This is a genomic window from Arthrobacter sp. StoSoilB20 (assembly GCF_019977295.1).
Taxonomy (GTDB): domain Bacteria; phylum Actinomycetota; class Actinomycetes; order Actinomycetales; family Micrococcaceae; genus Arthrobacter; species Arthrobacter nicotinovorans_A.
The window spans coordinates 2,130,852-2,151,838 of the sequence record NZ_AP024651.1 but is presented as its reverse complement, the minus strand read 5'-3'; the positions used below and the strand labels follow the sequence as shown (position 1 = coordinate 2,151,838).

The 20,987-nt window shown below is 60.7% G+C and carries 17 protein-coding genes; 9 read left to right on the top strand and 8 right to left on the bottom strand.

Annotation, left to right across the window (positions count from 1 at the left end):
* Position 1: 1 nt before the first annotated feature.
* From LDN85_RS09710 to LDN85_RS09690, 5 genes are all read right to left on the bottom strand, one after another.
* Complete coding sequence (locus tag LDN85_RS09710; RefSeq protein WP_223945245.1) at positions 2-1,144, bottom strand: substrate-binding domain-containing protein; 1,143 nt, start codon at positions 1,142-1,144, stop codon at positions 2-4.
* A gap of 402 nt (positions 1,145-1,546) precedes the next feature.
* Complete coding sequence (locus tag LDN85_RS09705) at positions 1,547-2,254, bottom strand: SDR family NAD(P)-dependent oxidoreductase (protein WP_263422086.1); 708 nt, start codon at positions 2,252-2,254, stop codon at positions 1,547-1,549.
* 68 nt (positions 2,255-2,322) lie between these two features.
* Complete coding sequence (locus LDN85_RS09700; RefSeq protein WP_223945244.1) at positions 2,323-3,633, bottom strand: MFS transporter; 1,311 nt, start codon at positions 3,631-3,633, stop codon at positions 2,323-2,325.
* A gap of 367 nt (positions 3,634-4,000) precedes the next feature.
* A complete protein-coding gene (locus tag LDN85_RS09695) occupies positions 4,001-4,756 on the bottom strand; it encodes an SDR family NAD(P)-dependent oxidoreductase (protein ID WP_223945243.1) in 756 nt (251 codons plus the stop codon).
* A 180-nt stretch (positions 4,757-4,936) separates the two neighbouring features.
* On the bottom strand, positions 4,937-6,031 hold the full coding sequence (locus LDN85_RS09690; protein WP_223945242.1) for a carbon-nitrogen hydrolase family protein: 1,095 nt from the start codon (positions 6,029-6,031) through the stop codon (positions 4,937-4,939).
* Between the two features lie 210 nt (positions 6,032-6,241).
* Between LDN85_RS09690 and LDN85_RS09685 the strand changes: the two genes are divergently transcribed.
* Positions 6,242-7,228, top strand: coding sequence for a helix-turn-helix domain-containing protein (locus tag LDN85_RS09685; protein ID WP_223945241.1), 987 nt, complete (start codon positions 6,242-6,244; stop codon positions 7,226-7,228).
* Positions 7,229-7,318: 90 nt separating this feature from the next.
* Positions 7,319-8,005 carry a hypothetical protein gene (locus LDN85_RS09680; protein WP_223945240.1) on the top strand — a complete coding sequence of 229 codons (687 nt, stop codon included), beginning with the start codon at positions 7,319-7,321 and terminating at the stop codon, positions 8,003-8,005.
* A gap of 428 nt (positions 8,006-8,433) precedes the next feature.
* Here the strand turns inward: LDN85_RS09680 and LDN85_RS09675 are convergent, their stop codons facing one another.
* The 3 genes from LDN85_RS09675 to LDN85_RS09665 all read right to left on the bottom strand — a co-directional run bounded on the left by LDN85_RS09675 (position 8,434) and on the right by LDN85_RS09665 (position 12,362).
* On the bottom strand, positions 8,434-8,643 hold the full coding sequence (locus LDN85_RS09675; RefSeq protein WP_263422085.1) for a MaoC/PaaZ C-terminal domain-containing protein: 210 nt from the start codon (positions 8,641-8,643) through the stop codon (positions 8,434-8,436).
* Positions 8,644-9,556: 913 nt separating this feature from the next.
* Complete coding sequence (locus LDN85_RS09670) at positions 9,557-10,282, bottom strand: hypothetical protein (protein WP_223945239.1); 726 nt, start codon at positions 10,280-10,282, stop codon at positions 9,557-9,559.
* Between the two features lie 121 nt (positions 10,283-10,403).
* Positions 10,404-12,362 (bottom strand): FAD-binding monooxygenase, encoded by a 1,959-nt coding sequence (locus LDN85_RS09665; RefSeq protein WP_223945238.1) that lies wholly within the window; start codon positions 12,360-12,362, stop codon positions 10,404-10,406.
* A 197-nt stretch (positions 12,363-12,559) separates the two neighbouring features.
* Here LDN85_RS09665 and LDN85_RS09660 point away from each other — a divergent pair, with 197 nt between their 5' ends.
* The 7 genes from LDN85_RS09660 (at position 12,560) to LDN85_RS09630 (ending at position 20,646) form a co-directional block, all read left to right on the top strand.
* Positions 12,560-14,044 carry a fumarylacetoacetate hydrolase family protein gene (locus LDN85_RS09660; RefSeq protein WP_223945446.1) on the top strand — a complete coding sequence of 495 codons (1,485 nt, stop codon included), beginning with the start codon at positions 12,560-12,562 and terminating at the stop codon, positions 14,042-14,044.
* Positions 14,037-14,705: a GntR family transcriptional regulator gene (locus tag LDN85_RS09655; RefSeq protein ID WP_223945237.1), complete on the top strand. Its 669-nt coding sequence runs from the start codon at positions 14,037-14,039 to the stop codon at positions 14,703-14,705. Before LDN85_RS09660 ends, LDN85_RS09655 begins: the two co-directional genes overlap by 8 nt.
* A gap of 28 nt (positions 14,706-14,733) precedes the next feature.
* Positions 14,734-16,275 (top strand): 5-carboxymethyl-2-hydroxymuconate semialdehyde dehydrogenase, encoded by a 1,542-nt coding sequence (hpaE, locus tag LDN85_RS09650; protein WP_223945236.1) that lies wholly within the window; start codon positions 14,734-14,736, stop codon positions 16,273-16,275.
* Positions 16,276-16,314: 39 nt separating this feature from the next.
* On the top strand, positions 16,315-17,397 hold the full coding sequence (hpaD, locus tag LDN85_RS09645) for a 3,4-dihydroxyphenylacetate 2,3-dioxygenase (RefSeq protein ID WP_223945235.1): 1,083 nt from the start codon (positions 16,315-16,317) through the stop codon (positions 17,395-17,397).
* A gap of 87 nt (positions 17,398-17,484) precedes the next feature.
* On the top strand, positions 17,485-18,270 hold the full coding sequence (gene hpaH / locus LDN85_RS09640; RefSeq protein WP_223945234.1) for a 2-oxo-hept-4-ene-1,7-dioate hydratase: 786 nt from the start codon (positions 17,485-17,487) through the stop codon (positions 18,268-18,270).
* Positions 18,255-19,058 carry an HpcH/HpaI aldolase/citrate lyase family protein gene (locus LDN85_RS09635; RefSeq protein ID WP_223945233.1) on the top strand — a complete coding sequence of 268 codons (804 nt, stop codon included), beginning with the start codon at positions 18,255-18,257 and terminating at the stop codon, positions 19,056-19,058. The genes hpaH and LDN85_RS09635 overlap by 16 nt, the downstream gene beginning before the upstream one ends.
* An 82-nt stretch (positions 19,059-19,140) precedes the next feature.
* Complete coding sequence (locus LDN85_RS09630; protein ID WP_223945232.1) at positions 19,141-20,646, top strand: NAD-dependent succinate-semialdehyde dehydrogenase; 1,506 nt, start codon at positions 19,141-19,143, stop codon at positions 20,644-20,646.
* The last annotated feature ends 341 nt before the right edge of the window (positions 20,647-20,987 follow it).

The following is a 20,987-nucleotide window of genomic DNA, read 5'->3' as shown; positions in this document are numbered from 1 at the left end:
GCTAATTCGAGAAAATCTCACGCATTTCTGCCGGTGTGAGGTCTGCCGCCATGTCGGCGTCGGCTGGCAGACTCGGGTCACAAACCGGCATCTTGCCGTTTAGGGTGTCGATGAACACCGGAAGCTGAACCATTGACGCCTCGGTATTCTTCAGGCCCTGCGCTGCAGCGACCGCTTTGCGCAAGGCAACAACCGAAACATTGGTCGTGCCTTCCACTGAGAAGAGTTCGAAGCTCGGGTGATTCTTCTTCAACTGGTCCCATGCACAACCAACCTCGTTGGTGCTCGCGGTTGCGGCAACGGGCACAAGTCCCTGCCCTGCGGCGTCGTATGCCCTGGCGAGACTCTGAATTCCTGCACCAAAGTCGGTAAGGATGAGCCCTGTATCGGGGTAGCGTGTCAGCATTCCAGTCGCCGCCTGTTGCATTCCTGCGACGGTCCAGTCCGTGTTGAGCGGGTCGTCTTGAGCCAGGGTGATTGAGGACGGAGCATTTTTCTTGTATCCGTCAAGGAAAGCTGTGCTCAGGGGGTTACCCGGCGTGCCACCAAGCATGGCGACCGTGCCCTTGTCCTTCAGGACCGACTGCGCCCAGCCCGCCCACTCCTTGCCCACCTGATCGGTGTCTTCGGCTACGAAAACGCTGTAGTCCTCACCCGGTGTGCCTCCGGGATTAGCAATGTAGGGTACGACGACAACACCGGCCTTGGTTGCCTTCTTGAGAGTGGGCAACGCCGCGGGCCCGAAGTCATCAAACGTGATTATGGCGTCTACGCCTTGGGCGACGAGCCCGTTGATGTCTGAGGCATACTTTTGCGGGTCAGAGTTCGCATTTGTGTAGATTGTCTTCTTGATATTGGGGCACTTTGCCGCCTCCTTCTCAAATTGCCGCTTCACGATCTTTCGCCATGCGTTCCCGCCGAATCCGTCAGCCAATGCGACTGTAATTTCTTTCTCACCGCAGAACTCGGCTATGTCGGGTCGCCCTTCAAGAGGAGCACTCTCGATGGCTGCTTCCGGCGCGGAGTTCGCGGCCGGTTTGGCGCCGTCAGTTGAAATATCTCCACAACCGCTCGCTGTCAATGCAAAGGCTGCAAGGGCCGTGCTCCAGAGAACTCGCCGTGCTTGTGGTGTTGATGTAGACATAATTTTTCCTCCGCCTAGAGTGTTGCTGTGGCTCGGATTGAGCGAGGCATAGTGGGGTGATGGGTTGCTAATTGCTGGCTGCGAAATTGTTGTTCTCGATGGTTCGCTCTCTCCTAGAGCGTTTCTCAAGCTTGTGTTCCACATAGAGTTGGTCGCCCTTGCCTTCGTAGGCCGCGTCCTGCCCGGGTGGGACCTGCGGTCATCCATGGACGGTGAGTGGGGCGCTGCGGTGAAGTTGCGAGATAGTGCGTCAGGACCTGAACCGTAATCTACAGCTCGGCTCAACCGCGACACCGAGTGGAGCCGCCATGTCGCCGACTAACAGTTTCTCTCTGCTGGACATCTACCTGCGGCGACGCCACAACGGGAGTTTTCACAAAGGTCGAGCCATCGTGATAGGCACTAAAAACTTGTACTGAGCCCGCCATCGACGTCCAATATTTCTCCCGTGACGTATCGTGCGGCGTCGCCAAGCAAGAACAGCGCTACGCTCGCCACTTCCTCAGGTCCGGCATACCGCCCCAACGGAATTTTCTGTTCCAGAGCCGCTTGTGCTTGGGCAGGTTCCGCTGGTGAGACTGCCGCATGGAACGCCTCATTCATTGGCGTATCAATCAGGCCGGGAGCGACGGCATTCACCCTTACCCCAAACGGGGCGCTCTCGAGCGCCGCAACCTTGGTGAGCGCATGGACGGCCGCTTTCGAGGCACAGTAGGAACCGTAGTTGATGACTCCACGGTTTCCCAGGATCGAGCCGGTGTTGACGATAGCGCCACGGCCTGCGCCATGCATGTGCCTCATGACGTGTTTGAGGACAATGAATGTTCCTTGTGCGTTGACACGGACGACGCGGCTGAAGTCTTCCACCGAATGCTCGGAAATTCCTACCAAGGGGGCGCCGATGCCAGCGTTGTTGAGGCAGCCATCCAGGGAGCCAAACGTTTCAATCGACGTCCGTACAGCGGATTCAACTGCGCTCTCGTCAGTGATATCAACCGTCTGGCGTAGCAGACGTTCGGGCGGGAGGTGCGCCAATGCATCTTCGAGGGTACGTGGATTCATATCCACAGCGGTCACGAAGGCCCCGGCCGCAATTGCCTGATTGGTCATGGCCAGCCCTAGGCCGCTGGCCGCGCCGGTTATGAAGATATTCTTATCCAACAAGTTCATGGGGGTAGTCACTGCTTTTCTCCTACTAGGGCGGGGGGGATTGAGTCGGTGCTTTGAGTGCGACGCTCAACGATTCGGGGGGCGGTTTCACGAAGCGCCAGTCCGAGAAGGGCGATGAGTCCCATGCATGCGGCCGCGATTGCAGGCGCGATTTGAAGCCCTGCAGAGACGACGAAGTTCCCGATCAGCGATGCGGCGATGCCGCTACCGATGATTTCGCCCGCCCCGATGACGACACCGTTTGAAGTACCGAGGAATCCTCTGGGAGCCGCCTCTGCCGTTATTGGGCCTCCCAGTAGGCTCAGGACGGCGAAGCAGAAGAAGGCCGCGCCGAAGAGTATGGCGAAGAGTGCAGTTGGCGAGTTACCTACCGCAGTAATAAACATGAGGCACACTGCGGCACCTGCGCCCTCGGCGATCAGCAGGGTTCTGCGGCCCCACAGATCGGATAGCCCGGCCAGCGCTACCTGTCCGGCGAATCCTCCGAATCCAATGGCGGAGGCGATTAGGCCCATGTTAGTCACCGAAACGCCTACGACACTTGTCAGGTATGACGGGATTAGTCCGCCCAAGACGAACATTGCGGCCAGGGCCAGGATGGTAGAAACGAGGGCGATGGACATATTTCGCTGGCGCAGGACGCGAATCATCGATCGGGGGTTGAAGGCTTCTCGAGTCGATTGAGATTCAATCGTGCTTATCCCCTCTAGAGGGTAGTTCGGCCGATCCTTCTGTCGTCTGGCGATCAAGATGGCCAGAATGACTCCCGGAACAGCGGAGAGATAAAAAACCCAGTGCCATGTTGGCACGACGGTGAGCAATTGCGTTGCGATGATGGGGCCAATGCCGAGGCCGAACAGTGGAAAGGCACTGATCAAGAGACCCATGTTTAATCCACGGCGTTTGGGATGTGAAGCCTCAACCATCGCGGCATAGATTGTTGGTGTGAATGCTCCCTCGGCCATGCCGAGAATGGTGCGGACGACAAGGATGGCGATCACGCTGGTGAAAAAACCTGTCAATGCGCTGCAAATACTGAAGATCACCAGAGCCGGAACCATGATGCGCCGTCGGCCCCACCTGTCAGAACCAGTTCCAGCAACGACGGCCAAGACGCCGAAGACGATGCTAAAGGCGGCCGAGATATTGCCGAGGTCGCCGACATTGAGGCCAAGGTCGGCGCTCATGACCGGGAAAAGGGTGGGGAGCAACCATCGGTCGAAGCTTGTGATGCCATAGGCACCTGCCAGTAACAGCAGTAAGGTCCATTCATGGTGGCGGCCGTGGAGCGGCTTGCCTACTTTTGTTGTTACGGTCATTGGAGCTGGTCCTTAATGAGATCTACTGAGAGGTTATAACTGCACGCAGAAAGGCCGAGGGGATCTTTGGCCCGCGCAGTGGTTCTAGATGGATGGGACGGCAACCGAAGGCGGCATGACAAGGTCCTAGCCCCCGGAGAGACCGTGTTGTGAGAGTCAACACCGAGGCGTCAGTTCCGTGTCGGGTCTAAACGCCCTAGACCGCGAGGCGGTCACACAGCGAGCAAGGTCGTGCACTACAGCTGGCGGTTTAAGATCGGTGACGTCCCTCGCATTCGCCCATGCCGAAGTGCAGGTTCGGGTGGTTGCGGAAAACCGTATTGCCTGCATGTCATGGGCTAGGAGATTTGCCTATATCCTGCCGGGCTCAGGTGATGGTGCGGCCGCCGTCGACGAACAACTCTGTGCCTGTGATGTAGGAGGCTTCATCACTTGCTAGGAATAGGACGGCGTTCGCGACCTCGTGTGGCTGGCCGGCCCGTTGCAGTGGTGTGCGGGTGATATCGGGGTGTGATGCGCCAGACTCAGCCAGAACTTCACGTGTCATGGGGGTTTCGAGGAGTCCGGGAGCGACTGAGTTAACGCGGATATTGTCGGGTGCAAATTCAACCGCCGCCGTTCTGGTCATGACGTAGACCGCAGCCTTGCTCGCCTGGTAGGCGACGGCACCGCCGCTGCCGAGGTGGGCGTAAGTTGAAGTGAGGTTGATGATCGAGCCACCCCTGCCGGTCGCTTGCATGAGTGCTGTGCCATGCTTGAGACCGAGAAATACACTGGTCTGGTTCACTCTGATGACCCGGTCCCATTCGGCCATATCGATCTTGGAGATGCCTTCCAGGGAGAGAATTCCAGCGTTGTTCACTTGGACGTCCAGGCCGCCGAACGTGTCGCGAATTTTGTTCATGCCAGCCGCCCAGGCAGCTTCGTCAGCGACGTTAAGAGTGATGCCTATTGCCTCGCCTCCTGCCTGCTGGATCCGGTCGACGACGGCTGCGACACCACTTTCGTTGATGTCTGCCACGGCAACCTTGGCGCCTTCACGGGCGAAAAGCTCAGCTTCGACCGCGCCTTGACCGCTGGCTGCCCCCGTGATCAGGGCTACTTTGCCATTAAGACGTCCCATGTGAGCCTTCTTTCGGTGTTTGAAGTTGTTGTGGGGTCCATCCATTTGGCGGACCCCACAACAGAGGTAAGGGGGACCGCGTCGACGCTTGCGTCTCATCCCTTTTTGTAGGGGCTAGTTGGTTTCCTGCGGTTGAGGTACTCGCTCATCCGCTCAAGGTCGCCGTCCCAGAAATGAGAGTTAATTGCGGGCGGCGAGGTTTTCCTCACGATGATTCGCGCCCTCTTCGAGCGTTTTCTCTATCTCGTCTGCCAAGTCGAGTCGATTGCCGCGCTTGTCTTCATTTGCCGCGGCCTGTCGGGGCGCAGCCGGGACCGGAGCTCGTCCATGAACCCACGGTGTGGGAGCGGTGTTGAAATTGAGCGAAAGTACGTCAGGACGTGAGTAATGGCCAACTGGATCCGCAGCGAATTTGGTAAGAGTGATGGCTCCCAGATCGAGCTCTGCATAGAGGATTCCTTCTTCGTCCTCTTTCAGGGGCTCGACGAGGTCCTTGCCGTCCGGGCCAATAATCCGGGCCCATCCACCGCCGATTCCCATTTGCTGCTTCTTCAGATCCGTGTCGCAGAAGAGTTCCTGTGCTGCCTCTCCAACGACTGACGTCGAACAGACCACAAAGGTCTGACCTTCCACGGCGTACATCCGGGTAGCCAGGTCGCCAACTTCGATTTGGAAGGTGTGGACTTCGGGCTTGAACATCTGCAAGCTCGGCCAGGATGCAACGTGGATCTGTTCGTGTTGGCTGTACATGGCGTACTTAGTCAACGTCTGGAAGTGTTCCCAGCAATTTAGCGCGCCGACCCGGCCGATAGGCAGATCCAGCACCACCAGATCCGAGCCGTTGCCTTCTCCGAACATGGAACGCTCCACATGGGTGGGCTTGAGCTTACGACGGTTCTTGATCAGCGTACCGTCCGGCCCGATGGTGGCCTGAGACATGAACAGGCTTCCGCCGCCGCGTTCGCTATAGCCCATAACCACGGTGATGTTGTTGTCCGCTGCCGCCTTTTGAAGGCGCTGCATGTGGGGTCCGTCGACTGTGATCGAGTTCTCGTGGTAACGCCGCTGGAACTGCATAACCCAAAACTGGGAGTCCAACCAGATGTACCAGGGATAACCCGGAATGAAGAGTTCTGGGAAGGCGACCAACTCGGCGCCGTTCCGGGCCGCCGCCTCGATATAACCGATGGATTTTTCAATGCCCGCTTCAACATCCAGCCAGGCCGGCTCAGCCTGAACCGCTGCCACCCTAGTGATCGCCGTGTATTCAACCATGAACTTCTCCTTCAATATCGTGTATAAGCCCTAGGAACGAGCGTTTGTTCCAGATAGTATGGAACACCCCGCATCAAGATGGTGGCGGGGATCACATGGATTGAGCTTAGGATTAGCAGTGGTCGAAGTCTTGCGTTTTCCCATCAGGAAACTCGTCAAGAACCGTCATCCGTAAATCTCACGCCAGCCGCGACACCGAGTGGAGTCGTCATGTCATCACAGAGTCATCACGTTCAAGGTCCTCGCACTGCGACGGCCGCCTCTCACGAGGAATGGGCATATGTGGCCGGTCAGCACTTTGTCGCGCTGGACCCCTACCCGCTGCGCCACCGCCCAAGCCACTTCCGCGCCGAAATCGAAACCGCACGCTGCGGTGACCTCCGGATTTCATCATTGCAGGCAAGCCAGGTTCATGTGCGTCGTGGCTCCCGGCAGCTCCGTGACTCCAATCCCGATCTGGTGCTGGCGGGGTTCCAGCTAGCCGGGGCGGCAATGGTTCTGCAAGATGACCGAACGGCGGTCCTCCGACCAGGAGAATTCACCTTCTTCGATACCTCACGCCCTTACGAGATTGAAGCAACGCAGTCATTCCGCCAAGTCGTAATTGCGTTCCCCCGCGAACGGTTCTCCACTCAGGTGCCGGCCTTTGATCGGGCAACCGCGGTGACTCTCGATGCTTCTCGAAGTTCAAACGCACTACTGCTGCGCATGGTCGACCAGTTGGGCTTGAACCTCCCCCAGGGCTCTATCCGCGAGCTGGAAGGCGTTGCTGCGGGAGTGGAAAACGTGGCCATCGCGACTTTGCGTGCGCTCGTCAAGGACGACTCTGAAGTTCCCCGGTCGGAGCAGACGCGCGCCCAGATTATCCATTTTGTGATGCGGAACTTGCGGGACCCCTCCCTGAATGTCGCCCGAGTGGCCAGCGATCTGCACTTGTCCGAAAGTACGGTTTACCGGGCGTTCAAAGACTTCGGCACTTCTCTGCCTGACTTCATTTGGCAGAGACGCTTGGAGGGCATCCGAGAGGATTTGAACGCCGCCGACTTGAAGTCGTCCCGCCTCGGGCACATCGCCTCGCAGTGGGGTTATTACGATTACTCCCTGTTCAGCAAGAAGTTCAAAGCGTCCACCGGCCTTTCGCCACGACAATATTTAAACACGCCTGCTAGCTCTGGCCCGGATCACCTCGAACGCTAATTAGGCCATAAGTATGCCTTCTCTTGACATGCTGTGTTCCGGCCTCTGTACTTAAACTAACGAACACTTGTTCGATCGGAAGGCTATGTAATGTATTTCTATCTGCTCCTCGGGCGCGAACTGGCTCAGCGGCTGGACCAACGGGAGTCCGCTGCGTCTTGGATTGGCCTCACTCGAGAGTTATCGTCCGGTCTGGCCGTTAGCGGGAAGGCCGATTACGAAGCGCCCGTGGACGGGGTCCCGGAAAGCAAGCTCAGCATTTACGGTAGCCACCTCACGGTGTTGACGTTTTCAGAGCGAGAAGCGGCCGAAGCGGCTGACGCTCTAATCACAAAACGCATTGCGGAGTTGGCGAAGCAGGATGATCACTGCTGGGACGTCCGGCGGCGACTACTCGAACAGGTCGACCGCTTCCCGCCTTCCCCCTCGCGCACAGACTCGATTAGGCCGCATGCGGCGATGTTTCAGGTCAGCTGGAAGGTCCCTCAAGACCTACAGCCGAGCTTCTCTGAATGGTATGAAGGACATTTGCGGTGGCACAGCGACACCTTTGCGGCACTGGACGCTCGACGCTTGGTCCCCGTCGCCGAGCCATCTCAGCCCAGCTCCTACCCCTACGATGTCACCGCCATGTACTGGTTCGAACAACCACAAGAGGTCATCGACATGTGTGTGGATTTGGTAGAACGTGGAAAGCGGGGCTGGCCTGATGTCGCTCAGTGGAGCGCCAGGACGTTGAGCGACCGGTCGCCATTTATCCTGATTTCGGGCGACTAAGGCGGCCGACTTGAGCCAAAAACAGGTGTGCTAAATCCGAAACTTCGCTATACAGGGGCCCAAAGTGAAAGTCCCGTTGGGGTCGTGAATGCGGCTGAACGGGATCTTGCCTCCGGTACCGCGATGGGTTCTGCGGTAATCGGAGTGGCGATGCCACCGTTATAGGTGGCGGCGCACTTGGTTTGGCGGCCGCCGGTCCGCCACAGGGCCATCCGGTAACGAAGGTGCGGTCAAGGCGCCGTACTTTGCCATTAGTTTGGTCATTGCCTCCACACCTTGGCTATGCGCCCGCTGTGGAAGTCCCCTCGGGGAGGCTGGCTGGCGCGGCGCTTTATCAGCGCGGTCCGGCGCACCGTCCACACCAGGTGGTTATAGCCGCAGCGCTCAATGCCTGCGATGCCCGGGGCAGTGCGTCATTCGGATTCGCGCTAGTCCAGAGCCCGGGTCTCAACGCGCAGGGTGTCGGCTATGTCAATCTGATCGGAGGCCACCAGGACGGCTTGATTGGTCCCCAATGTGGCGTCTTGAACAGGAATACCGGTGACGTGGCCGAGAGTGAAGATGCTGTTGAAGATCTGGCGCCCGATTAAGCCGTTCCTGGAGAACTCGGCGTCCAGGTGCAGGGGCTGGACGTTCACGTTTAGCGTCGTGATCAGGATGTTGCCCGTCTCTGTGACTGCGCGGGTTACTTTGCGTTGACGAAGCCGCCAACGGTGAAGTCCTCGAAATTCATACCGGCCATGGCTGGCCTCCTTTGCTTATATGTCGGGTGTGTGCTGGTCAGCAGCGTGTAATTTCACGCCTTGGCGAGTGCCAGTGCTTCGCGGGGGTGGTCAGCTACTTCCGTGACACCCGGCTGTACGCATTCTCACTTGACCGATGAGACGACGCGGGACAACATCGGCGAGAAACACCTGTGCTTGCCGCGGCCCTTCTGAGCGTTCCTCCACCTTCAAAAGGGCAAGCTGCCTTCTGGTCTCCGCCCTTTGTGGTTCCCGCGGCCCAAGTGATCCCGCAGGTCGGGAATGGTAGGCGATTCCGAGTTCCGCGATCTCTTGATCCCTCAAGTAACAACAATGTAGTCCGGGTTGCGAGTGGTCATCCAGATCAACTCCTCGGTCTTCCTAGCTTTTCCTTCGAGGTGCGGTATGAACGGTGGCACGAAGACTAAGTCCCCCTCTTCGAGGCAAACGATCTCGCTGTAGCCATCACCGTAGCGGGTGAAGCCTCTGCCCTTGAGGACGTCGCCCCCGGTGCCAGCTTCTCGTTGTCGGTGAGCGTCTGAGGTCTCACCGGGACCCGTAAACGTGGTGAACCAGAGCCGATCAACAGGGCTGCTTGCTTAGCTGATACCGGAGATGCGCGCGTTGAGAGCTGACCCGGAGCGGCCGCAAGTTCCTCAGCGCAGTTCATGCGGAAAACCACTTCAGTCATGGCAAACCCCTACTGAGGTTCTTGAGGCCCCCCGCCGCTTCAACATTGACACTTGGGCGGGACTTCAAGACGGCTGCTAGCGGTTACCCGACCTAAACGTACGCTTGTTCGCTTCGGTCATGGCAGTGGCCACATTGTCCATGGCTCAGCTTCCACGCGTTCACCGTCAGATAGAAAGACGAACTCCCTTGCCAAACTCGCAAAAATCTGTTGGGTTCCCCCGCGCACAGGAGTGGGCATGGCCGTCTTGATTACCTCTTTGCCCATAACGGATTCTGCGGCAAGGTCTCCCAGGCCCTCAAAAGAGGGAAAGCCTATTACTGACACGAACTGGAGTTCCGGAGCACCCGACGTTACTGCCCGTCGTATCCGAATACTTCTAGTCGACTCGTCATGGTCGCCATCCACCGGGGCCCGATGGCTCCTCCAACTGGGTCGAATATCCCCAACCGGGGTTTCAGCAGAATAGGAGAAGCCCTGTATCAACTGGTAGCCCCTGGAGGGAAGGCGCGGTTTTCGTGCGGACGTATCGAGGACCTGACAGTCCTCGACTTCGTAAACGTGACAGAACTGGATAAGTGCTCTGCGCACGAGTTGGTTCAACCAAGACAGCTTCACCTTCCCGTCGCTGGCGTACGTCACTTCAACAATTGCGGCAACGTCGGTCTCGCTGGTAGGGAAACGTTCGCTGCAGTCGGGTTCCGGGAGGGCCAAGTTGACTCGAAAGCTGGCCACTCCTGATGTGCTGTGAAGGACGGCGTCCGCAAACCTTGTATTCAACCACTCCTGCAGTTCGGCCTGTTTCCCTGGCACCGCCGCATACCAGAGCAAGTACTTCGTCATGCTGGCTCCTAATCAACGTGCCCGCATCGCAATGCGGCACGCAGAGTGATTTTTGAACATTTTTTCGCGCGACGCTGACGGTTGAACGCGGTCTGCCGGGGCGTAGTATTGGCACGCCTCGTCATAAGGCTCCGTTACCAACAAGCGACACCCGCTCGGTGGGCGTTCCCGCGGCGGCAGCAGACGGAATGGTGGTCGGCGTGGGTTTCATGAGCGGTGCGAAGAACTCCGCGAGTTCGGCCGTGGCGGTTAGCGGTAGGACGTTGGCCACGTACTGATCAGGTCGGACGACTACCACAACGCCGCCGCGGTCTAGGCCACGCTCCTCAAAAATGTCAAAGGCGGGATCGGTGGCGTACACCTTCTCGTTATCGGTCAGTTTGAATGGCCCCACTTGTGGTGTGAAGATGCTGGGCACAGTGCCGATGTCGATGGTGTGGTGATCCTCCTGGTAGATCACTTTCACGTCGAACCAGGCGTCGGGATCAGCTTCCGACGGCGTTGCGGCCAGAGGGGACTCTGGTGAGTTCGCAATCCACTCGGCAAATCTTTTAGTTGCCGTGTCAGCGCCCGGGAGGGCAGGACCTGCAAAAACGTAGATCCGCCAGCGGCCGTCTGCGGTGGCGTGGTGACCGAGCTGAATTGGGTTGGTGTCGGCCACGCGCACCACGGGGGCTGATTTGAAGCGCTTGCCCACCGGGAAGCCCGTGGCCAAGGCTTGGTGCTTGGCGGGGGCCACCAACATGGATGGCGCGTATTCGGTCATGAACCCGGCGGGGAACTCGGCGGTGCGCACGTAGAAGTCCTCGAGGTCCGAGGGGTTTTCGAACTCCTCGGGCCTTTTGGCCATCATGGTGGACCATTCCTTGTCGAAGTCAATGAGGTTCTTCGCCACCACTTGGCGCTCCGCCGAGTAGGTGGCAAGCAGGTTTTCGGGGCTGCGGCCTTCGAGTACGTGCCCGAGCTTCCAGGCGATATTGAATCCGTCTTGCATGGAGACGTTCATGCCCTGGCCGGCCTTGGCGCTGTGTGTGTGGCAGGCGTCGCCGGTGATGAACACGCGGGGCGTCATCGTGTCGCGGTCCTCCGGGAGAACGTCGTCGAACCGGTCCGTCAGCCGGTGCCCCACCTCGTAAACGCTGTGCCACGCCACGTTCCGTACATCGAGGGTGTAGGGGTGGAGGATCTCATTCGCCTTTTCGATGATCTGCTCGATGCTGGTGTTGCGTACGGCACCGTTATCGTTAGGGTCCACTTCGCCGAGGTCCACGTACATGCGGAACAGGTGGCCGCCTTCCCGCGGGATCAGGAGGATGCTGCCACCTGAGCCGGACTGGATGGCACACTTAGTGCGGATATCCGGGAAGTCCGTGACGGCCAGCGCATCCATAACGCCCCAGGCGTGGTTAGCCGCATCTCCTGAGAGGGTGCAGCCGATTGCCTGCCGCACTTTGCTCCGCGCGCCATCGGCCCCAACAACGTACTTGGCCTTGACCACGCGCCGCTGGCCCTCTTTAGGGCCAGCGGTGTGAAGCAGGGTGGCTGTGACGGGGTACTCCCCCTCCCCCACTTCCAGGCCAAGGAACTCGTAGCCGTAGTCGGGCTTCATACGGCTCGGAGCATTCGCCATGTATTCCGCGAAATAGTCCAAGACCCGAGCCTGGTTGACGATGAGGTGCGGGAACTCGCTGATTCCCGCTGGATCGTCCGGAGTCCTTGCAGTCCGCACAATGCGCGACGGATTTGCGACGTCGGGCTTCCAAAACGCCATCTCTGTGATGGCATAGGCCTCAGCGGTAATCCGCTCAGCGAAACCGAAAGCCTTAAATGTCTCCACACTACGGGCTTGGATGCCGTCTGCCTGCCCAATGGCAAGCCGACCCGGACGGCGCTCGATAATCCGCGTGGTGACATTAGGGAACATTGAAAGCTGCGCCGCAGCCAGCATTCCCGCTGGCCCTGTGCCAACGACCAGGACGTCAACCTCGTCCGGGAGCTCCTCAGGTCGGCTGAGCCCGACCCCTGCCGCAGGCTTTACCCGCGGGTCTCCGGATACGTAACCGTGATGGTGAAACTGCACGGGAATCCCTCACTTCGTTGTGTGGCTCTTTGGCCAAAAAATGTTCGCTCGTCAAAATCAGAGCTTAGTAAAAGGTTTTATAATAAAATACTTTACGACACTCTTGGCTCCCTCAGCAAGAAGCCCTTCGGAGGGTTGACGTATTGACAACCGCCCTCCATAGTGGGTCGTATACGATTTCGTACTTGATGAAGGAGATGAATTTGGAGCAGGTCAACGGCGACACGCTGGCTGCGGCACGTAAGGTGATCGCGGTGCACATCAACTACCCAAGCCGTGCTGCCCAGCGGGGACGAACTCCGGCGCAGCCGTCCTACTTCCTCAAGCCGTCGTCGTCGCTTTCCCTGACGGAGAAGACTGTCGAACGCCCCGCAGGTTGCGAACTTTTGGGCTACGAGGGAGAGATCGCCTTGGTCATCGGCAAGTCCGCCCGCCGCGTCAGTCTTGAGAACGCCTGGAGCCACGTCGAATGGGTCACGGCGTCCAACGACCTCGGCGTCTACGATCTCCGCTACGCAGACAAGGGCTCCAACGTCCGGTCCAAGGGCGGCGACGGTTTCACTCCCGTTGGACCCGCGCTTATTCCGGCCGACGCCGTTGACCCCACCCAGCTGCGGATCCGCACCTGGCATAACGGCGAACTCGTCCAGGACGACACCACCGAAGACCTGCTCTTCCCGTTCGCCCAGCTCGTCGCGGACCTCTCCCAACTGCTCACCCTCGAAGAAGGCGACATCATCCTCACCGGCACCCCGGCCGGCGCCTCCGTTGCCAAGCCTGACGACGTCGTCGAAATTGAGGTCACCGGCGGCGGCTTCAGCAGCGGCCGCCTGGCCACCAAAGTAACGGAAGGCACGACGCCGTTCGCGGACTTCGGCGCCATGCCCAAGACCGATGACACCCAGCGGGAAGAAGCGTACGGCTCGCGGGAAGCGGCAGGGCTGGAGGCTTCGGAACCGGCGGCTGCGAGTGTGCTGACGCCGGAATTGAAGGCGAAACTGGAATCCGTCGCCACAGCCACCCTCTCTTCCCAGCTCCGTAAGCGCGGACTGAACAACGTGAGCATCGATGGATTGCAGGCCACCCGCCCTGACCGCAAGGTGGTGGGCCTGGCCCGTACCCTGCGTTATGTTCCCAACCGCGAGGACCTGTTCAAGACCCACGGCGGCGGCTTCAACGCTCAAAAGCGGGCCATCGACTCCGTGAACGAAGGCGAAATCCTGGTCATGGAAGCCCGCGGCGAGAAAGGCACCGGCACCGTGGGAGACATCCTCGCGCTGCGTGCCCAGGTCCGAGGAGCCGCGGCCATCATCACCGACGGCGGCGTCCGCGACTACTCGGCCGTGGCCGACCTGGAAATGCCCACCTACTTCGCCAACCCCCACCCCGCAGTCCTCGGACGCAGGCACATTCCGTGGGATACGGACATCACCATCGCCTGCGGCGGAGCCACCGTGCAGCCCGGGGACATCATCGTGGCCGACTCCGACGGCATCCTGGTGATACCGCCGGCCATCGCCGAAGAGCTGGTGGACGACAGCATCGCCCAGGAAAAGGAAGAAACTTTCATCTTCCAGATGGTGCAGGAAGGCAACAGCGTTGACGGGCTGTATCCCATGAACAAAGAATGGCAGGCACGCTTTAGCGCGTGGCAGAGCCGGCAAGGAGCTCACAGTGACTGAAACCGCCGTCGGAAGTACCGCCGTCGAAAGCAAGTCCCAACAGGCGTATGCCGCTGTGAAGGCGAGGATCGTCGAGGGCACCTATACTCCGGGCTACCGGCTGGTGCTGGCCAAGATCGCCGAGGACCTGGGCTTCAGCGTGGTCCCTGTTCGCGAAGCGATCCGCCGCTTGGAAGCCGAAGGGCTGGTGAAGTTCGAGCGGAACGTGGGCGCCACGGTGTCCGGGATCGACCCCACCGAGTACCTCTATACGATGCAAACGCTGAGCATCGTGGAAGGCGCGGCGACGGCGTTGTCCGCTCCGCTGATTGACTCGGTAGCCATTGCCCGGGCGCGTGCTGTGAACGAAGAGATGCGTGAATGCCTGGAGCATTTCGACCCCGTGCGTTTCACTGCGCTGAACCAGGACTTCCACAGCGTCCTGTTTGAACACTGCCCCAATCCGCACATCCTTGACCTGGTCCACCGCGGCTGGAACCGGCTGGCGTCCATCCGGTCCTCAACCTTCCGGTTCGTCCCCGGCCGCGCTCACAACTCAGTGGACGAGCACGAAGCACTCCTGAAACTCATCGAATCCGGAGCAGACGCCGACACCATCGAAAGAGCCGCCAGGCTCCACCGCTCCGCCACTCTCGACGCCTACCTCGCCCAAAGCAACTAACACCCACATCACAGTCAGGAACTCAACGATGACGACCTCAGCCGAAACCATCCAGCACCACAGTCCGGCAAACCTGCCCACGCATCTTCAGCACTTCATCGACGGTAACTTTGTTGATTCCGTAAGCGGCAAGACTTTCGATGTGCAGGAGCCGGTCTCCAACGAGAACTACGCCACCGTCGCCTCAGCCCAGCCGGAAGACGTAGACCTCGCCGTAGCCGCCGCCAAGCGCGCCTTCAAGGAGGGCACGTGGTCGAAGATGCTGCCGCGCGAACGCTCACGCGTGCTGCACAAGATCGCCGATATCGTCGAATCACGCGACGACGAACTCGCCCTCCTCGAGAGCTACGACTCCGGCCTTCCCATCACCCAGGCCAAGGGGCAGGCCCGCCGCGCCGCAGAGAACTTCCGCTTCTTCGCGGACTTGATCGTGGGACACGAGGACAACGCGTTTAAGGTCCCCGGCCGCCAGATCAATTACGTGAACCGTAAGCCGATCGGCGTCGCCGCCCTCATCACGCCATGGAACGTTCCGTTCATGCAGGAGTCGTGGAAACTCGCTCCGGCCATCGCAACGGGTAACACCGTGGTTATGAAGCCCGCCAGCTACACCCCGCTCTCCGCCGTGCTGTGGCCCGAGATCTTCCGAGAGGCAGGCCTGCCTGACGGTGTCTTCAACCTGATCTTCGGATCTGGCGGCGTTGCGGGCGACTACCTTGTGAAACACCCGGACGTGCCGATCGTCTCCTTTACCGGTGACAGTTCAACCGGCGCCACCATCTCAACCGCAGCTGCCCCCCAGTTCAAGAGCCTCTCGCTCGAGCTTGGCGGTAAGAGCCCGGCCGTCGTCTTTGCCGACGCCGACATCGACGCCGCCCTCGACGCCACCGTCTTCGGTGTCTTCAGCCTGAACGGTGAACGTTGCACCGCCGGGTCCCGGGTGCTCGTGCAGCGCGACATCTACGACGACTTCGTGACCCGCTTCGCCGAGCGCGCGAAGAACATCAAGGTGGGCCTCCCGAGCGATCCCGCAACCGAAGTCGGCTCACTCGTGCACCCGAACCACTTCGACAAGGTCATGAGCTATGTCGAAATCGGCAAGACCGAGGGCCGGCTGCTGGCTGGCGGCGGACGCGCCGAGGGATTCCCCACGGGCAACTACGTCGCACCCACGGTGTTCGCCGACGTCGCCCCCGACGCCCGGATCTTCCAGGAAGAAATCTTCGGACCTGTCGTCGCGATCACCCCCTTCGACACCGACGAAGAGGCCCTCGAGCTCGCCAACAACACCAAGTACGGCCTCGCCGCCTATGTTTGGACCACGAACTTGAAGCGCGCCCACAACTTCGCACACGCCATCGAGTCCGGCATGGTGTGGCTGAACTCGAACAACGTTCGTGACCTGCGCACCCCCTTCGGCGGCGTGAAGGCGTCCGGGCTGGGACGGGAGGGCGGCTACCGCTCGGTTGATTTCTACACCACCCAGCAGTCGGTGCAGATCACCCTCAACGAGGCCCACTCGCCCAAGTTCGGCAACGTCGAAGACGCCGCAGAAACCAGCGACAGCTAACCCCTCCCCCAAAGCCCCTTTCAAAGAAGAGAGACCATCATGACCAACTTCATTCCCACCCCCACGGTTTCTGCTCCGGACATCGTCCGCTGCGCCTACATGGAAATCGTGGTCACGGACCTCGCCAAGTCCCGCGCGTTCTACGTTGACCTCCTGGGCCTGCACGTCACCGAGGAAGATGAGAACACCATCTACCTTCGCTCCTTCGAGGAGTTCATCCACCACAACCTGGTCCTCCGCAAGGGACCCATCGCCGCCGTTGCTGCCTTCGCCTACCGGGTGAAGTCCCCGGCCGAGGTTGATGCCGCCGAGGCCTACTACCGCGAGCTGGGCTGCCGGGTGGAGCGCCGCAAGGAAGGCTTCACCAAAGGCGTGGGCGACTCCGTCCGCGTGGAAGACCCGCTGGGCTTCCCGTACGAGTTCTTCTACGACGTAGAGCACGTAGAACGCCTCACCCAGCGCTACGACCTCTACTCCGCCGGCGAACTGGTCCGCCTGGACCACTTCAACCAGGTCACCCCGGACGTCCCCCGCGGCCGCAAATACCTCGAAGACCTCGGCTTCCGCGTCTCCGAAGACATCAAGGACTCCGACGGCGTCACGTACGCGGCGTGGATGCACCGCAAGCAGACGGTGCACGATACCGCCCTGACCGGAGGCAACGGACCCCGGATGCACCACGTTGCCTTCGCAACGCACGAGAAGCACAACATCATCCAGATCTGCGACAAAATGGGCGCCCTGCGCATCTCCGACCGCATCGAACGCGGCCCTGGACGCCATGGCGTGTCCAACGCGTTCTACCTCTACATCCTGGACCCGGACGGCCACCGCATCGAGATCTACACCCAGGACTACTACACCGGCGACCCGGACAACCCCACCGTCACCTGGGACGTCCACGACAACCAGCGCCGCGACTGGTGGGGCAACCCCGTAGTCCCGTCCTGGTACACCGAAGCCTCCCTGGTCCTGGACCTCGACGGCAACCCCCAACCTGTTATCGAACGCACCGACGCCTCCGAAATGGCCGTCACTGTCGGCGCCGACGGCTTCTCCTACACCCGCAAGCCTGGCGAAGACGCAGAAGCTGAAGGATTCAAGCTCGGCGCCCAGCTCTAGCACCGACCGGGCAGCCGGTTCTGTACCGCAACAGCGGGACCGGCTGCCCTCACAACTGAACGACTAGCACATCTGAGGAGCGCGTGAATGCTTGAGCCGAAGACGATTGAGGCCATCGCCGACGAACTGCTGGAAGCCAGCCGGAGCCGGACCCCGGTTCGGCGGCTGACCGCCCGTTACCCGCACATGACGGTGGAGGACTCCTACGCGGTGCAGCAGCTGTGGCGGCGCCGGAATGAGGAGGCCGGCCGGACCCTGGTGGGGCGGAAGATCGGCCTCACGTCCAAGGCCATGCAGGATGCCACGGGCATCACCGAACCGGACTACGGGGCCATCTTCGATGACATGGTCTTGGAAACCGGCTGCTCCGTGGAATGGGACAAGTACACCCACCCACGGGTTGAGGTGGAACTGGCCTTTGTGTTGAAGTCCGGCCTCAAGGGGCCCGGTTGCACCATTTTCGACGTCCTCAACGCCACCGACTACGTGGTTCCGGCCCTCGAAATCCTGGACTCCAGGATTGAAATGGAGGGCCGGACCATCGTTGACACCATCTCCGACAATGCCGCGATGGGCGCCATGGTTATCGGCGGCAACCCGGTGAAGCCCGACGCCGTGGATCTGCGCTGGGTGTCCGCCATCCTGTACAAAAACCAGACCGTGGAAGAGACCGGCGTCGCAGCCGGTGTGCTAGACCACCCGGCCAACGGAGTGCACTGGTTGACCAACAAGATCGCCGCTCACGGCGACTCATTGAAGGCCGGAGACATCATCCTCGCCGGATCGTTCACCCGACCAATGTGGGTCTACAAGGGCGACACCGTCCATGCCAACTACGGACCTCTAGGGAGTGTCACATGCCGATTCGAGTAGAAGACACCTTCCGCGAGGCCCTCGCCGCCGCCGACCGGCCGCTGGCGGGGATGTGGGTATGCTCCGGCAGCCCACTGATCGCCGAACTCTGTGCCGGAGCCGGGCTGGACTGGCTCCTGATCGACGCCGAGCATAGCCCCAATGGCCTCGAATCCGTCCTCGCCCAGCTTCAGGCAATCCACGGCTACCCGGCCCACACCTTAGTCCGCCCGCCCGTCAACGACACCGTGGTCATCAAGCAGTACCTGGACCTCGGCGTGCAAAACCTGCTCATCCCCATGGTGAACTCCGTCGCCGATGCGGAAGCAGCGGTGGCCGCCACCCGTTACCCACCGCAAGGTGTCCGAGGGGTAGGCTCCGCGCTGGCTCGGGCAGCACGCTGGAACCGGGTGCCGGACTACCTGGCCCGGGCCAGCGAGACCATCAGCGTCACCGTCCAGATCGAGTCGACCTCGGCCGTGGATGCCGTCGCGGACATCCTGAAGGTGGAAGGGGTTGACGCCGTCTTCGTCGGCCCGTCCGACCTCGCCGCGTCCATGGGGCTCCTGGGACAGCAAGAACGCCCTGAGGTGCGCTCCGCCGTCGAACACTGCCTCACTTCCGCGAAAACGGCAGGGAAACCCGCCGGTGTCAACGCCTTCAACCCCGACACCGCACGCCATTACCTCGACAACGGCGCTGAATTCATCTTGGTCGGCGCCGACGTCGCCCTCCTCGCTAGAGGCTCCGAAGCCCTCGCCGCCGAATACATCAGACCCACCGGCCGTGAGACCCCAGCCAGCTACTAAACCCCGGTGGTTGGGCCTGTCGCAACTTTTGACTCCTGCAGGCTCAATAACTTGCCCCATACCTTTTGAGGAGACACGCCGCATGACCACTTCGTCTAATACCTTCCCTGCCGCTTCATCGGAGCGTGAGGCCGCCCTGCTTGTGTCCGTCCCTACCGGCCTGCTAATCGATGGCCAGTGGCGTGATGCATCGGACGGCGGCACATTCGACGTGCACGACCCCGCCACCGGGAAGGTCCTCACCACCCTCGCCTCGGCCACGAGCGACGATGCAGTCGCCGCGCTGGATGCCGCAGACCGCGCGCAGACGTCCTGGGCCCGGACAGCGCCCCGGGTGCGGGCCGAGATCCTCCGCCGCGCCTTTGACTTGGTCACCGCACGGGCTGAGGACTTCGCCCTCCTCATGACACTGGAAATGGGTAAGCCACTCGCTGAGGCCCGCGGTGAAGTCTCATACGGGGCCGAATTTCTGCGCTGGTTCTCCGAGGAAACAGTCCGCGACTACGGCCGCTTCCTCACCACCCCAGAGGGCAAGAACAAGATCCTGGTCCAGCACAAACCTGTAGGCCCTTGCCTGCTCATCACCCCTTGGAACTTCCCCCTCGCCATGGCCACCCGGAAAGTCGCCCCCGCTATCGCCGCCGGGTGCACCATGGTCCTCAAACCCGCCAAACTCACCCCGCTCACCGCCCAGTACTTCGCGCAGACCATGCTCGAAGCCGGTCTGCCCGCCGGCGTTCTCAACGTCGTTTCTTCCGCCTCGGCCTCGGGGATCTCCGGGCCGCTGCTGAGAGACTCCCGCCTCCGCAAGGTTTCCTTCACCGGCTCCACCCCGGTCGGCAGACGGCTCATGGCCGACGCCGCGGAGAACGTGCTGCGAACCTCGATGGAGCTCGGCGGCAACGCCCCCTTCATCGTGTTCGAAGACGCCGACCTCGATGCAGCCGTCATGGGCGCCATGGCGGCCAAGATGAGGAACATGGGCGAAGCCTGCACTGCCGCGAACCGCTTCCTAGTCCACGAGTCCGTGGCACAGGAGTTCACCCGGAAGTTCGCTGCCGCCATGGGAGCCCTGACCACCGGACGTGGCACTGACCCCGCCACCCAGGTAGGTCCCCTGATCGATGCCGGAGCCCGCGACGACGTGCACGCATTGGTGACGGCCGCCGTCGACGCCGGAGCCACGGCCGTCACCGGCGGAGGGCCCGTCGACGGGCCCGGATATTTCTATCAGCCCACCGTCCTCGGCGGCGTGCCCAACGACGCCGAAATCCTCGGCCAGGAAATTTTCGGACCCGTCGCCCCCATCACCACCTTCACCACCGAAGACGACGCCATCAAACTGGCGAACGCTTCCGAATACGGGCTCGCGTCCTACCTCTACAGCCGCGACTTCAACCGGCTCCTTCGTGTGGCCGAACAGATCGAGTTCGGCATGGTCGGGTTCAACGCAGGCGTCATCTCCAACGCCGCAGCACCCTTCGGCGGAGTCAAACAATCAGGCCTCGGCCGCGAAGGCGGATCAGAAGGCATCGCCGAATACACCACCACCCAATACATCGGCATCGCAGACCCCTACGCCGATTAACAAAAATGGAACGAGTTTCCGGCATGCCACAGGCTATTAGGTGGAGGACCAAGCGTCGACTCCTCCTTACCGAAGCTTGTGCCGGTGCCGCTTTTAAGGCTGTTGTAGAAGTTGGTGCGGCCTCCCCGTCTTGGCGGGCGAGCGGATCTAGGAGGCTCTCGTGGCTCGTGGCCGTCCGCTAATAAGATCCCTGGGAGAGTCAACGGTGCAGAAGAAACTGAGGTTTCTACCTCCATTAGGTGCCGAATGCGTTCGGGACTGGACCACGCTAACGACGGGAGAAAACGTCTGTATTCTGCCCGAGTACGGACATGAGGTGTCTGGCAGCGTCGACACAGTCA

Bases quoted from the DNA above. Each gene is read 5' to 3' on its own strand.
- LDN85_RS09705 (WP_263422086.1), bottom strand. From the start codon at position 2,254: ATGACCAATCAGGCAATTGCGGCCGGGGCCTTCGTGACCGCTGTGGAT.
- LDN85_RS09690 (WP_223945242.1), bottom strand. From the start codon at position 6,031: ATGGTTGAATACACGGCGATCACTAGGGTGGCAGCGGTTCAGGCTGAG.
- LDN85_RS09710 (WP_223945245.1), bottom strand. From the start codon at position 1,144: ATGTCTACATCAACACCACAAGCACGGCGAGTTCTCTGGAGCACGGCC.
- LDN85_RS09660 (WP_223945446.1), top strand. From the start codon at position 12,560: ATGAATTTGGAGCAGGTCAACGGCGACACGCTGGCTGCGGCACGTAAG.
- hpaH (WP_223945234.1), top strand. From the start codon at position 17,485: ATGCTTGAGCCGAAGACGATTGAGGCCATCGCCGACGAACTGCTGGAA.
- LDN85_RS09695 (WP_223945243.1), bottom strand. From the start codon at position 4,756: ATGGGACGTCTTAATGGCAAAGTAGCCCTGATCACGGGGGCAGCCAGC.
- hpaD (WP_223945235.1), top strand. From the start codon at position 16,315: ATGACCAACTTCATTCCCACCCCCACGGTTTCTGCTCCGGACATCGTC.
- LDN85_RS09630 (WP_223945232.1), top strand. From the start codon at position 19,141: ATGACCACTTCGTCTAATACCTTCCCTGCCGCTTCATCGGAGCGTGAG.
- LDN85_RS09685 (WP_223945241.1), top strand. From the start codon at position 6,242: ATGTCATCACAGAGTCATCACGTTCAAGGTCCTCGCACTGCGACGGCC.
- LDN85_RS09670 (WP_223945239.1), bottom strand. From the start codon at position 10,282: ATGACGAAGTACTTGCTCTGGTATGCGGCGGTGCCAGGGAAACAGGCC.
- LDN85_RS09700 (WP_223945244.1), bottom strand. From the start codon at position 3,633: ATGACCGTAACAACAAAAGTAGGCAAGCCGCTCCACGGCCGCCACCAT.
- LDN85_RS09635 (WP_223945233.1), top strand. From the start codon at position 18,255: ATGCCGATTCGAGTAGAAGACACCTTCCGCGAGGCCCTCGCCGCCGCC.
- hpaE (WP_223945236.1), top strand. From the start codon at position 14,734: ATGACGACCTCAGCCGAAACCATCCAGCACCACAGTCCGGCAAACCTG.
- LDN85_RS09680 (WP_223945240.1), top strand. From the start codon at position 7,319: ATGTATTTCTATCTGCTCCTCGGGCGCGAACTGGCTCAGCGGCTGGAC.